The organism is Streptomyces sp. NPDC088812, assembly GCF_044750285.1.
Classification (GTDB): domain Bacteria; phylum Actinomycetota; class Actinomycetes; order Streptomycetales; family Streptomycetaceae; genus Streptomyces.
In genome coordinates this window covers 300091-316361 of the sequence record NZ_JBIVJP010000004.1, presented here as the reverse complement: position 1 = coordinate 316361, position 16271 = coordinate 300091, and the positions used below count along the sequence as shown (strand labels likewise).

Here is a 16271-nt window from a genome sequence, read left to right as displayed (position 1 = left end):
AGGGACGTCCTCTGCCGACGGCAGAGGACGCTTCCCTCTCCCGCCCCGACCGGGCACAGTCACCGGCATGAGACTTCTGGTGCTGGGCGGTACGGAGTTCGCGGGGCGGGCCGTCGTCGAGGCGGCCCTCGGACGCGGCTGGCAGGTGACGGTCTTCAACCGGGGGAGGCGGCAGGCGGCCGTCCCCGGCACGCGGTCGCTGGCCGGCGACCGCACCGCGCCGGACGGGCTCGCCGCCCTCGCCGGGGGCGAGTGGGACGCCGTCGTCGACACCTGGTCGTCGGCCCCGCGCGCGGTGCACGAGGCGGCGCGGCTGCTGCGGGGCCGCGCCGGCCGGTACGTGTACGTGTCGAGCTGCTCGGTCTACACCTGGGCCCCGCCCGCCGGGTACACCGAGGACGCGCCCGTGGTCGAGGGCGCCGAGGCCGACGGCGAGCAGACCGACTACCCGCGCGACAAGCGGGGCGGCGAGCTGGCCGCCGTCGGTGCCTTCGGCACGGACGGCTCCCTCCTCGTCCGCTCCGGGCTGATCCTCGGCCCGTACGAGAACGTCGGCCGGCTGCCCTGGTGGCTGAACCGGATCGCCCGCGGCGGTCCCGTCCTGGCACCCGGCCCGCGCGACCTCCCCCTCCAGTACGTCGACGTGCGCGACCTGGCCGAGTGGATCCTCGGGGCGGTGGAGCGCGGGGCGAGCGGACCGTACAACCTGATGAGCCCCCAGGGGCACGCCACCATGGGCGGGCTGCTGGACGCGTGCGTACGGGCCACCGGCTCGGCTGCCGAGCTGCGCTGGGCCGCGCCGCGGGTGATCCTCGACGCGGGCATCGAGCCGTGGACGCAGCTGCCCGTGTGGGTGCCGCCGGACAGCGACCTGCACGACGCGCTGCACTCCGCGGACGTCTCCCGGGCGGTGGCGGCCGGGCTGTCCTGCCGGCCCGTCGAGGACACCGTCACCGACACCTGGCGGTGGCTCCGGGGCCTCGGGGGCACGGCGCCGCAGCGGCCCGACCGGACCCGCAAGGGCGTGGCCCCCGAGGTCGAGGCCAGGGTGCTCGCCTCCCTGGACCGCGACCGGTGATCCACTCAACTCCCTTGCGACACATGGCGGTTGCCATGCGGGTCACGTGTGTGGGCGTTGGGGCCGAATTGCTCCACGGAACCCTCATCGATTCCCGGGACGGCTGAACACCTCCGGGGCGGCGTGCGTATGGGAGGGAGCCGCTTCACTCCTGTCGGGCGCCTCGATGCTGCCCCGCAAGGAAGTCAGAGGAGTTCCATGGGACGCAACACACGTAAACGCCGTTCGTCGATGGCCACCAAGGCCATAGCCGCATCGGCGGCCCTAGCGCTCGGTGGGGGCGGGCTGATCTGGGCGAACTTCTACGCTTCGGCGCACGAGTCGAAGAACTCGGCGCAGAACCGGACCAAGGCCGCCGCCACACAGGTGGCGACCATCTCGTGCCCGGACGTCGGGCAGCAGCTGACCGACGTGCCCGACCGGGCGCGCTCGGGTGTCGACAAGGAGCTGGCGAACCTCGACAAGCAGATCACCGAGGCCTACGCCCGGCTCGCCTCGACGCGTCAGGCACAGGCCCAGGACACCAACTTCGTCCAGAACGCGATCCTCGGCCCGCTCACGGAGAAGCGGTCGGCCACCATCGACCGCATCCGCATCAGCATCCAGCGCGTCGGCGGCCAGGCGCAGAACCTGAGCCAGCTCGCCACCTGCACCCCGCAGACCGCCGACCCGCAGACCAACGCCGGCGACGGCAACGGCGGCCGCGACAACGGCGGTCAGAACAACGGCGGTCAGAACGACGACGACCAGCAGAACGACGACGGCCAGGAGCAGGGCGACGACGGCCAGACGGGCGACGACGGCCAGGAGCAGGGCAACGGCGGCCAGGGCGGCAACGGCCCGGTGGCGGCGGACTTCGTGGACATCACCACGGTCCAGTCCAACGCCCAGCTGGGCGTGGGCGCGAACGGTCTCGCCGCGAACGGCCGGTCGGGCTCCCGGGGCACCTTCACCACGAGCTGCGGCACCAACGGCAACGACAACCACAACACGGACAACGTGATCGTCGCCCCCGGTGTCACCAACGGCGCCCACCACCTGCACGACTACGTCGGCAACCAGAACAACGACGCCTTCGCCAGCGACGAGGAGCTCGCGGCCGCCGAGACCAGCTGCCGCAACCAGGGCGACAAGTCGTCGTACTTCTGGCCGGTGCTGCGTCTCCAGGACGGCACGCAGGACTTCGACCAGAACAACGCCGGCGGCGGCACCGAGGGCAACGTCGGCCGGATCCTCCAGCCCGCCCAGGCGCAGCTGACGTTCGTCGGCAACAAGGCGGGCCCGGTCGTCGCGATGCCGACCGCCCTGCGCATCATCACCGGTGACGCCAAGGCCTTCGTCAACGGCACCGCCAACGCCAACGTGAACTGGAGCTGCACCGGCTTCGAGAACAAGGTGCAGCTGAAGGAGCAGTACCCGATCTGCCCCGAGGGCAGCAAGGTGGTCCGCACGGCCAACTTCCAGAGCTGCTGGGACGGCCAGAACATCGACAGCGCCAACCACCGCACCCACGTGGCGTTCGTCCAGGCCGACGGCACCTGCGCGGGCGGCTTCAAGGCGATCCCCCAGCTCCAGGTCCGTCTCGTCTACGACGTCCCCGCGCCGACGATCGAGAACGGCCAGGTGGTGAACCCGTACGCGGTGGACACCTTCCCCGAGCAGCTGCACAAGCCGATCACCGACCACAACGACTTCATCAACTTCTTCTCGACGAACCTGATGAACAAGATGGTCAACTGCATCAACACCGGCAAGCGCTGCAAGTGACGGGCTGTCGGGGCGGGCCCGGCCCGGCCCGCCCCGACGACCGAAGGCCGGCGGTGAGGGATCCCCGAGGGGTCCTCACCGCCGGCCTTCGTGCCGTCCGGGTGCGGCGGGCTTCAGTGACCGGAGTGCGCGGTGCTGGTGCTGTCCGACGACTCGTGCGCGGTGTGCGCCGAGTGGTCCGTGCCCTCCTCGATGTCGCCGCCGAGCGTCCGCTGGAGCGCGGTCACCGTGCCGGTCTCGCCGACGGCCACCCACTTGCGGCCGACGAGGTAGTGGCCGCCGTAGTCCTTCGCCCCGTTGATCCACTCGCGCTGGCCGCGGTCGGTGGCGAAGGTGGCGAGGATGAACCTGCCGTCGGCGTCCTTGCAGACGGCCTGGCGGATCTCGTCGGCGTCGATCTGCATGTCGGGGGTGCACTCCACCTCGGCGGCGAGGTGCTCCAGGCTGCCGGTGGCCGTCTCCGGGACGGCCCGCGTGCCCCCGTCGGAGCCGCAGCCGGTCAGCACGAGCACCGCGGCGGCGCCGGCCACCGCGAGCATGGGTCGGGTCACCTTCATCTGTCCTCCCTGCAAGAGCCTCGTCCTGGATACGGCTCCCGCGCCCGGTCCGCTCAAACAGCGCGGTGTTCTCCGGCATCACGGGCCCCGCCCCCCGCTCCGGCGGACCGCCCCGCCGCAGGGCCGGTGACCATCGGCCGGTCGGCTCGTTTGGCTGGGCGTGCAGTCACAGGATGTCGCCCCGCGCCCCGCACCCGGTTCCCCCGCCGACCGGGCCGTCGACGTCGAGCAGGCCGAGGCCGCGCTCGTCGAGCACTATCCGCGTCTGGTCCGGCTCGCCTACCTGGTGCTGCCGCCCGGTCTCGGCCGGGACCGCCGGGTGCTGACCGCCCACGCCCTCGTCCAGCGCGCCCTGCCCCGCGGCCGCTCCTCGGCGCCCGTCATCCCGGCCCAGTCCACCGCCCGCGACGGCGGCCCCGGTTACGCCTACGTCCGTCTCCAGGTGGTGCGGACGGCGCTGGAGGCGGGCCTGCCGCTGCGGCGCCGCGCGTGGCCCAAGCGGGCGCAGCTGCCGGCGCTGCTGCCCCAGGTGTGGGGGCTGCGCCTCTTCCCCCACGCCGGCGGTGCCGACGAGCTCGCCCTGGACCAGGAGCTGGCCGTCCTGTCCGGACCGGCCCGGGCCGTCTGTGTCCTGCGTGGTCTGGAGAAGCTCCCCGACGGCGATGTGCGCGAGGTGCTCGGCGGCGCCGGGGTCGACGACGCGGAGGCGGCACTGCGGGAGGCGGACTCCCTCAGCGCGCGGTACGCGCTGCTCGACTCCCCCGAGTTCGACCCCTGCGCGCTCCAGGCCCGCCCCACCGACCTGATGCGCCGCCGCCGGCACGGCAGGGCCGCGCTGGCCGCCGCGGCCGCGCTCGCCGTCTGCGGCGCCCTGGCCTCCCTGCCGGACGGCGGCTGGGGTGCCGACGGCGCGGCCGCCCCGGTGTACGCGCGGAACCCGGCGGCGGAGGCGGCGCTCGACCCGGGCCGGCTGGTCAAGGCCTCCCCCGCCGCCTGGAAGACCTCCGCCCGCACCGACTTCTCCGTCTGGCCGGCGCGCGGCGACCTCACCGGTGACCGCGCGCTGCTGCGCCGCGCCCTCGCCGTCTGGGCCCGGCCCGGCGCGAGCGTCCGCGTCTCGGCCACCCCCGGCACCCCGACCGGCGGTCCGTCCGGCCCGCCCCAGCTGCTGTTCGCGGGCGACGCCGACACCGCGCGCGTGGTGATTCTCTACGACGGGCTGCGGATCGCCCGTTACGCCGAGCCGAGGGAGGGCACCGCCGGGGCCGCCCTGGACTTCGCGCGCGTGGACGGGGCGACCGGCGCCGAGGCGGCCGCGGTGGTCCTGGACCGGGCCGACGGCAACGTCCGCTACCTGACCGCCCCCTGGGTGACGGAGGCGGCGGAGCGGGACCTGTCGAAGCCGGGTGCCGGGCTGATGGACCTGACGCTGACCGACGGCATCACCTCACCGCTGGCCAGCCCCGCCACCCGGCCCGGCGCCTGCACCACGTGGAACGTGCTGGAGCTGACCGACGCCGCCGGCTCGTACCTGGTGAGCGACCTCGGCGAGCTGGTCCCCGCCCGCCTCACCGCGGGCCGGCCGACCAGGCCGAAGGAGGCGACGGGCGCGGAGGCGCTGCGCACCTGGGCGCCGTTCGCCTGCTCGCTGGGCGACGTGCGCGGCCAGGGGGTCCGTACGGTCAACGCGTGGGCGTACGCGCGGCAGTCGCTGCCCGACGACAGCGGGTCGGCGTCGTGGGTGTGCACACGGGCCGAGACCTGGCGGGGCGACGGGACGCGGGTGCTGGCGCAGTTCCGGGTGCCGGGCGGGCTGTTCGGGGCGGCGGTGGCGAAGGCCGGGGACGTCCCGGCGTGCGGTCCGCGCGATCCGCATGTGCTGGCCGGGGTGCTGTGGAGGTCGAAGGGCGGCTCCTGGTACCTGCTCGCCGCCGGGGACAAGGACACCGGGTCCGTGCGGGCGACGGGCGGGGTGAGCGGCTCGGCCGACGACAACCTGCTGGCCGTGCGCACCGAGCAGGGGGCCCGGGCGGAGTTGAAGGGCACCCTGGAGGACGGCCGGTCGATCGGCGGGCTCCGCTGAGCCAACCCCGTGACCGATCCGGTCCGTTCACGTCCGGATTCGATCGGTAAGGTGTTCGTATGACTACCGGGGTTCGTCGCAGGATGGGAGTCGAGGAACGGCGGCAGCAGCTGATCGGCGTCGCCCTCGACCTGTTCGCCCGTCGCTCGCCCGACGAGGTCTCCATCGACGAGATAGCGGCGGCCGCCGGCATCTCGCGGCCGCTCGTCTACCACTACTTCCCCGGCAAACTCAGCCTGTACGAAGCCGCTCTGAAGCGGGCGTCGGAGGATCTGGCGGGCCGGTTCACCGAGCCGCACGAGGGGCCGCTGGGGGCGCGGCTGCTGCGGGTGATGCACCGGTACTTCGACTTCGTCGACGAGCACGGCCCCGGCTTCTCGGCCCTCATGCGCGGCGGCCCGGCGGTGGGCTCCTCGACCACCAACGCGCTCATCGACTCCGTGCGCCAGGCGGCCTACGAGCAGATCCTGGCGCACCTGGAGGTCACCGACCCGCCGGCCCGGCTGGAGCTGGTGGTCCGCTCCTGGATCTCCCTCGCCGAGTCGACGGCGCTGCTCTGGCTGGACGGGCGGCGGATTCCGCGCGCGGAGCTGGAGGTGCAGCTCGTGCAGGACTTCGCCGCGCTGACGGCCGTGAGCGCGGCGCACGACGAGGAGCTGCGGGCGCGCTTGCGGCCCGTGCTCGCCGCCGAACCGGCCGACGGCCCGTTCGGCGACCTGGTGGCCCGGCTGCTCGCCCTGGTCTCCTGAAGGAGCGGCTCTCAGCTCTCGAACTTGCGGTACGACGGGTCGAGGTCCCGTACCTCCGCGGAGGCGTGCAGGGCGGGTCCGCCGTCCTCGACGTGGGTGCGCAGCAGCTCCAGGACGGCCTCGGTCAGCTTCGCCTTCGTCTCCTCGGTGCGTCCGGCGAGCAGGCCGAGGGTGACGTGGACGATCGCGTGGCCCTCCTCCTCGTAGGCGAACGCGGTGAGGTTCGCCGGGCGGAACAGGGTCTTGCAGGCCTCCGGCTTGGCGGCGGCGATCTCCACCACGGCTTCGTGCAGGGCCCGGGCGAAGCCGGCGCGGTCGAAGGCGGTCTCCACGGTGGCCGAGTAGTCGACCGTGATCTGCGGCATGGGCACTCCTGTTCTACGGCGGGGACGGTTTCACCTTAAGGCCTGTCCGGCGGATCATGCCGCGGACGCGGGGCTGGGCACCGACGACATCCCGCAACCTGATCCGCCGGACAGGCCTTGGTCGCAGCACGGGCGGCGTGGCGTGGCCGGTGGCGCCGGACACACCGGTGGAGCAGACCGGGCGACAGGTCTGCTCCACCGGGGGCCGTGCGGGTCAGGCGGTGCGGGTGAACACCGCGACGGTCCGTGCCGGAACGGCGAAGGTGCCGGACTCCGTCGCGTACGCCGCCTTCTTGACGGTGGCGTCGGCGCCGGCCGCCTGGACCGGGTGCAGGCGGTAGCCCGTCCCGGCGAGCGCGGCGACCCGCTGCTCCTGCGCGTCGGGCGTCGCGTTGAACACGACGACCAGGTCACCGAGTTCCATGGTGATCACGCCGGGTGTCTCGTCCGTGCCGGACAGCGGGAAGGAGAGCGCCGACTGGACCTGCGCCGCCGTGTCGAGGGAGAACGCCTTCTCCGTCGTACGGATCTTCAGCAGGTCCTGGTAGGCGGCCGAGGCGCCCTGGATCTGCGGGCAGCCCACCGCCTTGATCCCGGTCAGCAGCGGCTGGGCGTACGGCCACTTGGCGGCGTTGTCGGCGGCCGGCGGCAGTCCGCGCCCGAAGCCGTTGCCGTCGGCGCAGTTCCAGTGGATGGCGTTGAACCAGTCGCCGCTCTCGAAGGAGTTGCGGTCCAGGGACTTGGAGCGCAGCAGGTCGGTGCCGGCCTGGGAGAGCGCCGGGCCCTGGGAGAGGGTGGCCGTGGCCATGGCGAGGACCTGCATGCGGGCCCGGTCGGCGGCGCTCGTCGACGACGGCAGCTTGTAGGCGAGGGCGTCGAAGAGCGACTCGTTGTCGTGCGCGTCGGTGTAGGCGAGGGCGTCGCCGGGTGCGTCCGCGTAGCCGGCGGGGGCGCCGTTGTAGTCGACCCCGGCGCCGGTGACCTGCTCGCCGCTGGTGTCGGTGAAGGTGTACGCCTTGAGGTTGCCGGAGAGACCGACCTTGATCAGGTCCTGGTAGTGCAGCAGGCGGGCCTTCTGCTCGGCCTCGGTGCCGTTGTTCTCCGAGCCGTTGGGGTCGGTGTACAGCCCCGAGGCGAAGCCCTGGACGCCGGGGTCCTCGTCGAAGGGGCCGCCGCCGCGCACCGCGTCGCGGGCCCGGTCGGAGAAGGTGGCGACACCGGTGCCGGCCATGTTCTTCTGGGTGGCCTGCACGAAGCGGGCGTCGTCGGCGACCTCGCCGAAGTTCCAGCCCTCGCCGTAGAGGATGATCTTCTTGCCGTCGACGCCGTCCTTCTCCAGGGTCAGGGCGTCGAGCGCCTTGCGCACCGCGAGGATGTTGGCCTTCGGGTGGTGGCCCATGAGGTCGAAGCGGAAGCCGTCGACCTTGTACTCCTTGGCCCAGGTGACGACCGAGTCGACGACGAGCTTGCCCATCATGGCGTTCTCGGTGGCGGTGTTGGCGCAGCAGGTGCTGTTGGCGACCGAGCCGTCGGCGAGGAGCCGGTGGTAGTAGCCCGGCACGACCTTGTCGAGGACGCTGGTGGCCGCCTGTCCGCTGGTGGTGGTGTGGTTGTAGACGACGTCCATGACGACCCTGAGGCCGTCCTCGTTCAGCGCCTTGACCATCTGACGGAACTCGACCGTGCGGGCGGTGCCGTCCGGGTCGGTGGCGTAGGAGCCCTCGGGGACCGTGAAGTGGTACGGGTCGTAGCCCCAGTTGTAGGCGTCCTTCGTGGCCGTCTTCGCCACGCACGCCTGCTGCTGGTCGGAGTCGGCCGGGTAGGAGGCGAGGTCGCAGTCGACGGTCGCCTGGTCGGCCTTCTTCTCGGGGACGGTGGCGATGTCGAAGACGGGCAGCAGGTGCACGTACGACGTGCCCGACGCGGCGAGCTCGCGCAGGTGCTCGGAGCCGTCGCTGTCCTGGTCGGCGAAGGCCAGGTAGGTGCCGGGGTGGTCGGCCGTGCTGTCCGCGACGGAGAAGTCCCGGACGTGCAGTTCCTGGATCTGGGCGTCCTTCAGCGGTACGGCCGCGGGCTTCTCCAGTGACGTCCAGCCGCTCGGGGCGAGGGAGGCGTCGTCCAGGTCGACGACCAGGCTGCGCTCGGAGTCGGCGGTGAGGGCGACCGAGTACGGGTCGGTGACCTCGTTAGTGACGATCTTCCGGACGCTGGGCGCCCAGACCTTCACCACGTACCGGTAGGGCTTGCCCTTCCAGGACTTCGGGCCGGTGACGGACCAGACGCCGGTGGTGTCGTCGCGCTTCATCCGCACGGTGGTGCCGTCCAGGTCCAGGGAGACGCTCTGCGCGGTCGGTGCCCAGACCGCCAGGGTCGGGCGGCCGTTGCGGAAGGTCGGGCCGAGGTCCGCCTTCGTGGCGCCGGCGTACAGGTCGTCCAGGACGCCGGCGGTCTGCACACCCGTCGCCGCGAGGACGGCGCCGTTCGCGGCCCGCTGGGAGGCGACGACCTGGCCGCGCAGCGCCTCGCGCACCCGGTCGCGGTCGCGCGGGTCGACGGACCAGGCGGTGTAGTCCTTCAGGTGCGGGAACTGCGCCTTCTGGGCGTCGGTGAGGGTGGTCTTCGTCAGCCGCAGCCACCGCTCGTCGTCGCTGGTCAGCACGCCGTCGCTCACCGCGATCGAGCCGCTGCGGGAGGACAGCAGCTGGGTGGAGACGGCCGCCTCGGAGCCGTTCCAGGCGACCGTGTCCCGGTCGATCCAGACGGCCTCGGAGGTGGTGAGGTCCAGGGCCGCCGCGGAGCCCGCGGGCTGCGGCAGCAGGTGCTTGGCCTCCCCGCTCATCAGCCACACCTCGTGGCCGTCGGCCGTGAGGTCGAGGGACCGGTCGGCGGACAGGTCCTTCTCGTCGCCCCGGTGGACGATGTAGCTGAGGCTGGTGGCACCCTCGGTGAGCGGTACCTCGAAGACCGCGCCATACGGATCAGTCTTCACCGGCTCCAGGGGGTTCGACCACTCGGTGGGGTTCGCGGCGCCGGTCCACACGTGCAGGCCCCAGCCGTCGTAGTCGCCGTCGGCGCGGTGGAAGTGCACGACCGCCTTGGTGGTGTCCTGCGCCGGGTACTCGGGCCGTTCGGTCAGGACCTCGGCCTCGCCCTGCTTGATCCAGACCTCGCCGGTGCTCGTGACGTCGATGGTGCGGTCGGCGGAGACGTCCTTGTCGCCGTCCTCGTCGATCACCAGGAAGTTCACGTTCGACGCGCCGGGTTTCAGCTTGACGTAGGCGAAGGCGCCGTAGGCGTCGCGGCCGGTGAAGGGGTGGCTGTCGGGCCAGGTGGTGGACTCGCCGTCGGCGAGGTCGCCCCAGGCGTACAGGCCCCAGTCGTCGTAGTCGCCGTCGGTGCGCTGGTAGTGGACGATCGCGTAGTCGCGGGAGGTGGCGGTGGGGATCTCCTCGGCGGGCGGGGTGCCGGTGGTGCTCGCGGCCGTGGCGCTCGCGGTCCGCCCGGCCGAGTCGATCACGACGGCCTTGTAGCGCAGGGCGGTGCCGGCCGGTACGTCCTCGCCGACGGTGTGGGTGACCTTGTAGGGGGCGTGGTCGGCGGAGCCGAGCGTCTGCCAGGCGCCGTCGCCGGTCTGGGCGGCGAAGACGACCCGGTTGAGCTGTCCGCCGTCGACGTCGGCCGTCAGCTCGACGGTGCCGGTGGCGCCGGCGGCGGGGGCCGTGAGGGTGACGGACGGCTTCGCGGTGGGCGCGGGGAGCTTGCCGGCTGCCTTGAGGACGATCGCCGAGCCGGCCGGGACGGTGACGGTGACCTTCTGGCCGGCGTCGCTCTTCACCGAGTCGGTGGTCCCGTAGATGCCCCGGAAGGTCATGTTCGCCGAGCCGGTCGCGAAGGTCGCCGTCTCCGCCTCGTCGGCGTTGTTGAAGGCGACGACGTACTCGGTCTTCGTCGTCGGGTCCGTGCGGGAGAAGGCGTAGACGCCGGCGCCGTCAGCGGCGTACCGCTCGGTCTGGACGCCGTCGGTCAGGGCCGGGTTGGCCTTGCGGAGCTTGGCGAGGGCGCTGATCTGCCGGTAGAGCGGCGCGCTGGTGTCGTAGGCGTCACTCGCGTGGGTCGCGTCGGTGCCGATCCGGTCGTCGTCGAGGTAGTCGGCGGCGCGGGAGGCGAACAGGGGCGCGCGGGCGTCCTTGTCGCCGCCGGAGCCGGTGAAGCCCTGCTCGTCGCCGGAGTAGACGACCGGGTTGCCGCGGCTGAGGAACATCAGCTCGTTGGCCAGCTCGTCCTTGGCGAGCAGCTCGGCGTCGGTGGCGTCCGGGTTGTCCTGGTTCAGGAAGTACCCGAAGCGGCCCATGTCGTGGTTGCCGAGGAACGTGACCTGCTCGTAGGCGTTGGCCTTGTCGGTCGTGTACGTGTAGTCGTCGCCGAAGACCGCCGCCAGCCTCTGGGCGCTGCCTCCTTGCGAGGCGTAGGCGCGGGCGGCGTCCTGGAACGGGAAGTCGAGCGTGGCGTCCAGGCGGCCCTCGGTGACGTACGAGGAGGTGACGGCGGTGTCGGCGGAGTAGACCTCGCCGAACATGAAGAAGTCGTCGCGGCCCTGCTTCGCGGCGTAGGCGTCCAGGGCCGTCGCCCACTGGGTCCAGAACTCCATGTTGACGTGCTTCACGGTGTCGATCCGGAAGCCGTCGATGTCGAAGTCCTTCACCCACCGCCGGTAGATCTTCTCCATGCCCTCGACGACCTCGGGACGCTCGGTCCACAGGTCGTCGAGGCCGGTGAAGTCCCCGTAGGTGGTCGACTCGCCGGCCCAGGTGGAGTCGCCGCGGTTGTGGTACATCGTCGGGTCGTTGAGCCAGGACGGGACCTTGGCGTCCTTCTTGTCCGCGGCGACGGTCGGCGTGTACGCGAAGGAGTCGGCGTCGGTGGCGGGGAAGTCCTCCGCGGCGGCGTAGTCGGCGTCGTCGAAGGGCTCGCCGTCCTCGGTCAGGTACGGGAAGGCGCCCTTGGACAGGTAGCCGTAGGACTTCTCCTCGTAGTCGACGACGTCGGCGGTGTGGTTGGTGATGACGTCGAAGTAGACCTTCATGCCCTTGGCGTGCGCCTTGGAGATGAGGGTCTCCAGGTCCTCGTTGGTGCCGAAGTGCGGGTCGACCTGGGTGAAGTCGGTGATCCAGTAGCCGTGGTAGCCGGCCGAGGCGTTGGCGCCGGTGCCCTGGACGGCCTGGTTCTTGAAGATCGGCGCCATCCACAGCGCGGTGGTGCCGAGCCCCTTGATGTAGTCGAGGCGCTTCGTCAGGCCCTTGAGGTCGCCGCCCTGGTAGAAGCCCTTGTCGGTGGGGTCGTAACCGGTCGTCAGGCGGGTGCCGGTCAGCCCTCCCCGGTCGTTGGCGGTGTCGCCGTTGGCGAAGCGGTCCGGGAGGACGAAGTAGAACTGCTCCCGGGTGGCGTCGTTCCGGGCGGGCTCGGCGGCGAGCTCCGCGTCCGACGGGGGCGCGGGCGGGGTGTCCGCCCGCGCGGCGAGCGGTGGCAGGAGGGCGGCGGCGAGGGCGGCGGCGGTGACGGCCGCGACCCTTCCGGCGTGGGCGGTACGGCGCGTGCGCGGCGCCGGCCATCTCGGTATCACAGGCGGGAACTCCTTGCGATTACGGCTCAGGTGGGTCCGACCCCTGCGCCGCGGCACGGCCTGGTCGGCTTCGCCGGGCGCCCGCGCGACCGTATCGCCGACGAAACGCTTACAGCAAGAGTCCTGCAAGTCACGGAAAGGATTTTCAGCGACCGCTCCGGGCACGGCGACGGCCCGCCCCCTGGTGTGGAGGCGGGCCGTCCGGAGCCGGGTGAGGGGCCGTCAGGCTCCGGCGAACCACACGGTGGTGTCCGCCGGGACCTTCGCCTCGCCGTCCGCCTCCGCCGGCTCACCGCTGGCGAGCAGGACCCGGCCGTACGCCGGGACCGTCACCGACTCGCCGGTGGTGTTGGCGACGCACACGAACTCCCCGCGCCGGAAGGCCAGGACGCCCTCGGGGGCGCGCAGCCACTCCACCGCGTCGCCGGCGCCGAGGTCCGGCCGCTCCCGGCGGACCGTCAGCGCCGAGCGGTACAGCTCCAGCGTAGAGCCCGGCACGCCGTCCTGCGCCTCGACGCTCAGGTCGCCCCAGTTCTCCGGCTGCGGCAGCCAGCTGCCCCCGCCGCCGAAGCCGTACGACGAGCCCGTGCGCGTCCACGGGATCGGCACCCGGCAGCCGTCGCGGAAGCCGTCCTGGCCCTCGCCGCGGAAGTACGCCGGGTCCTGGCGCACCTCGTCCGGGAGGTCGACGACGTCCGGGAGCCCCAGTTCCTCGCCCTGGTAGACGTAGGCCGAACCGGGCAGCGCCAGCATCAGCAGGGTGGCCGCCCGGGCCCGGCGCAGGCCCAGCGCGCGGTCGCCGGCGGTGCGGATCTGCGTGCCGAGGCCGGGTGGGTTGGCGAAGCGGGTGGCGTGCCGGGTGACGTCGTGGTTGGACAGGACCCAGGTGGCGGGGGCGCCGACGGGGCGCATCGCCTCCAGCGTGCGGTCGATGACCTCGCGCAGCTCCTCGGCGTTCCACGCGGAGCCCAGGTACTGGAAGTTGAAGGCCTGGTGCAGCTCGTCGGGGCGCACGTAGTGGGCGGTGCGCTCCACGGTCGGGGTCCACGCCTCGGCGACGAAGATCCGCTCACCGGCGTACTCGTCGAGGACCCGGCGCCACTGCCGGTAGACGTCGTGGACGCCGTCCTGGTCGAAGAACGGCATGACATCGTTGCCCAGCAGCTTCAGCTGCTCGTGGGAGCCGAGGTCCGGCAGGCCCTCCGCCTTCACCAGGCCGTGCGCCACGTCGATGCGGAAGCCGTCGACGCCCATGTCGAGCCAGAACCGCAGGATGGAGCGGAACTCGTCGCCGACGGCCGGGTGCTCCCAGTTGAAGTCGGGCTGCTCGGGGGCGAAGAGGTGCAGGTACCACTCGCCCGGGGTGCCGTCGGGCTCGGTGACCCGGGTCCAGGCGGGGCCGCCGAAGATGGACTCCCAGTCGTTGGGCGGCAGTTCGCCGTCCTCGCCCTTGCCGGGGCGGAAGTGGTACCGCTCCCGCAGGGGCGAGCCGGGGCCCTCCGCGAGGGCCCGCTTGAACCACTCGTACTGGTCGGAGGAGTGGTTGGGCACCAGGTCGACGATGATCCGCAGGCCCAGCCCGTGGGCGTCGCGGATGAGCGCGTCGGCGTCGAGGAGGTTGCCGAACATGGGGTCGACGGCCCGGTAGTCGGCCACGTCGTAGCCGGCGTCGGCCTGCGGGGAGGCGTAGAAGGGGCTGAGCCACACGGCGTCCACGCCGAGGTCGCGCAGGTACGGGAGGCGGGAGCGTACGCCCTCCAGGTCGCCCATGCCGTCGCCGTTGCTGTCGGCGAAGCTGCGCGGGTACACCTGGTAGATCACCGCGTCCCGCCACCAGTCGCGGCGCTGGGCGACGGTGGCGAGGGCCGTGTCGGGCCGGGAGGCGGGGGCCGGGGCGGCGGAGTGCTGCTGGCTCATGGCGTCCTTGTACGTAAGAAAGGTGCGGTCATGGGGTCATGGGTACGACGGCGCGGGTGACGCGGCGGCCGCGGTGCCGGCGGGGTCGGAAGGACACCGCGGCCGCCACCCGCGCGCATGCGCGCGGGGGTCGGGTGCGCCTCGGGGCGCTCAGCCCTTGGTGCCGCCCGCGGTCAGGCCGGTCACCAGGTTCTTCTGCACGAGGTAGAAGAACGCGGAGACGGGTATCGCGATCAGCACCGCGGTGGCGGCCATGAGGTTGCGCTGGGCGTCGTGCTCGCTGACGAAGCTCTGCAGGCCGACGGCGAGCGTGTACTTCTGGTCGTCCAGCAGGAACGTCGTGGCGAAGGCGACCTCGCCGAAGGCGGTGATGAAGCTGTAGAACGCGGCGACCGCCAGGCCCGGCTTGGCGAGCGGCAGGATCAGCCGCGTGAAGGTGCCGAACGGGGTCAGGCCGTCGACGCGTCCGGCCTCGTCGATCTCGAACGGGATGGTGTCGAAGTAGCCCTTGAGCAGCCAGGCGCAGTACGGCACCGCGGTCGAGCAGTAGACGAGGATCAGGCCGAGGTAGGTGTCGATGAGCTGGAGCTCGGACAGGATCTGGTACATCGGCACGATCAGCACGGCGATCGGGAACATCTGGGTGACCAGCAGCACCCACATGAACTTGCGGTAGCCGGGAAAGCGCATGCGGGACACGGCGTATCCGGTCGTGGCGGCGATCAGCACGCCGATGACCGTGGTGCCCAGCGAGACGATCAGTGAGCTCTTGAGCCAGTCGAAGAAGTTCGTGTGCTGGAGGACGAACGCGTAGTTGTCGAAGGTCATCTTCGACCAGATGCGTCCGGGGTGGAGGTAGTCGTCCTTGTCCGGGCCGAGGGAGAGGAAGACGAGCCAGGCGATCGGGAAGAGCGCGACGAGGCACGCGACGGTCAGGACGCCGTGGGACGCGAGGGCGGCGAGGGGCCGGCGCCTTCCGCGTCCGCGGGTGGTGCGGGGGGCGTCCGCGGAACCGTGCCCGGTCACGTCGGCGGGGGTCTCGACGGTGGTGGTGCTCATGGGGACTCCTGCCTCAGATCGCGAGCTGCTGCTCGTTGCGGTTCAGCCAGCGGCGGTAGAACGAGGTGAAGACGATCAGGATGGCCAGCAGCAGGATGCCGTAGGCGGCCGACTGAGCGAAGTCACGCGGCTGCTGTCCGAAGCCGAGGTAGTACGCCCAGGTGACGAGGATCTGGGCTTCGGGGGCGGTGCCGCCGAACAGCAGGAAGATCACGGCGAACTGGTTGAAGGTCCAGATGATGCCGAGCAGGACGACGGTGGAGCTGACGGACCTCAGGCCCGGCAGGGTGACGTAGCGGAACCGCTGCCAGGCGTTCGCGCCGTCCATCTCCGCGGCCTCGTAGAGGGAGGCGTCGATGGACTGGAGGCCGCCGAGCAGGGAGACCATCATGAACGGCACACCGCACCAGGTGTTCACCATGATCGCGGCGAACCGCTGCCAGAAGGTGTCTTCCAGCCACAGCGGCGCCGGCAGGTGCAGCGCGTCCAGGGCGGTGTTGATGACGCCGCCGTCGGCGAGCATGAACCGCCAGCCGAAGACGGTGACGAAGGTGGGCACGGCCCAGGGCAGGACCAGGACCAGCCGGTAGAAGGTGCGGCCGCGCAGCTTCTGGTTGAGCAGCAGCGCGAGGCCCAGGCCGAAGCCGTAGTGCAGGCCGACGCAGGCCGCCGTCCACACGATGGTCCAGATGAAGTGCGACCAGAAGCGGTCGTAGGCCGTCTCGCCCCACAGGATGTCGGCGTAGTTGTCGAGGCCGATGAACTTGTAGGTGGCCTCGATCTCGTTGACGCCGATGGTGCGGGCCGTGTTGAGGCTGTTGGCGTCGGTGAGGGTGAGGTAGAGGCCGTATCCCAGGGGGTACAGCACGAGGACGCCGAGGACGACGGCCACCGGGGTGATCATCGCGTAGGCGTACCAGTGCTTGCGGTACGAGTGCTTCAGGCGCTGGCCCAGCCCGGGCCGCGGCGCGTCACCGCGGCGCTTGCCGGTCGCGCGGTCGATGGCGACTGTCATGGTTCGACACCTTCTGGAGGAGCTGAGGTTCGGAGGGCGGGGCCGGGCGGGCACAGGCCGG

General features: G+C 71.9%; 10 protein-coding genes. 4 read left to right on the top strand and 6 right to left on the bottom strand.

The window, feature by feature from the left end:
* Positions 1-67: 67 nt before the first annotated feature.
* Together ACIP67_RS09755 and ACIP67_RS09750 are read left to right on the top strand one after the other, a co-directional pair.
* Positions 68-1078 carry an NAD-dependent epimerase/dehydratase family protein gene (locus tag ACIP67_RS09755; RefSeq protein WP_401690029.1) on the top strand — a complete coding sequence of 337 codons (1011 nt, stop codon included), beginning with the start codon at positions 68-70 and terminating at the stop codon, positions 1076-1078.
* A gap of 198 nt (positions 1079-1276) precedes the next feature.
* Positions 1277-2845, top strand: coding sequence for a DUF1996 domain-containing protein (locus ACIP67_RS09750; protein WP_401690026.1), 1569 nt, complete (start codon positions 1277-1279; stop codon positions 2843-2845).
* A gap of 113 nt (positions 2846-2958) precedes the next feature.
* Here ACIP67_RS09750 and ACIP67_RS09745 read toward each other — a convergent pair whose 3' ends face one another.
* Entirely contained in the window at positions 2959-3402 is a 444-nt protein-coding gene (locus tag ACIP67_RS09745) for a hypothetical protein (protein ID WP_401690024.1), read from the bottom strand.
* 160 nt (positions 3403-3562) lie between these two features.
* Between ACIP67_RS09745 and ACIP67_RS09740 the strand changes: the two genes are divergently transcribed.
* Together ACIP67_RS09740 and ACIP67_RS09735 are read left to right on the top strand one after the other, a co-directional pair.
* Positions 3563-5485: a hypothetical protein gene (locus ACIP67_RS09740; protein WP_401690022.1), complete on the top strand. Its 1923-nt coding sequence runs from the start codon at positions 3563-3565 to the stop codon at positions 5483-5485.
* A gap of 59 nt (positions 5486-5544) precedes the next feature.
* Positions 5545-6234 carry a TetR/AcrR family transcriptional regulator gene (locus ACIP67_RS09735; protein ID WP_401690019.1) on the top strand — a complete coding sequence of 230 codons (690 nt, stop codon included), beginning with the start codon at positions 5545-5547 and terminating at the stop codon, positions 6232-6234.
* 11 nt (positions 6235-6245) lie between these two features.
* On the opposite strand, the gene ACIP67_RS09730 is transcribed toward ACIP67_RS09735, so the two are convergent.
* The 5 genes from ACIP67_RS09730 to ACIP67_RS09710 all read right to left on the bottom strand — a co-directional run bounded on the left by ACIP67_RS09730 (position 6246) and on the right by ACIP67_RS09710 (position 16210).
* Positions 6246-6599: a 5-carboxymethyl-2-hydroxymuconate Delta-isomerase gene (locus ACIP67_RS09730; protein ID WP_401690016.1), complete on the bottom strand. Its 354-nt coding sequence runs from the start codon at positions 6597-6599 to the stop codon at positions 6246-6248.
* Positions 6600-6813: 214 nt separating this feature from the next.
* Positions 6814-12219 (bottom strand): pullulanase-type alpha-1,6-glucosidase, encoded by a 5406-nt coding sequence (pulA, locus tag ACIP67_RS09725; protein WP_401690013.1) that lies wholly within the window; start codon positions 12217-12219, stop codon positions 6814-6816.
* Between the two features lie 222 nt (positions 12220-12441).
* The gene (locus ACIP67_RS09720; protein WP_401690010.1) at positions 12442-14136 is read right to left on the bottom strand and encodes a glycoside hydrolase family 13 protein; all 1695 of its coding nucleotides are present in this window, start codon (positions 14134-14136) and stop codon (positions 12442-12444) included.
* A 150-nt stretch (positions 14137-14286) separates the two neighbouring features.
* Positions 14287-15195, bottom strand: a complete 909-nt coding sequence (locus ACIP67_RS09715; RefSeq protein ID WP_401690007.1) for a sugar ABC transporter permease — start codon at positions 15193-15195, stop codon at positions 14287-14289.
* A gap of 13 nt (positions 15196-15208) precedes the next feature.
* Positions 15209-16210 (bottom strand): carbohydrate ABC transporter permease, encoded by a 1002-nt coding sequence (locus ACIP67_RS09710; protein ID WP_401690004.1) that lies wholly within the window; start codon positions 16208-16210, stop codon positions 15209-15211.
* Positions 16211-16271 lie beyond the last annotated feature (61 nt).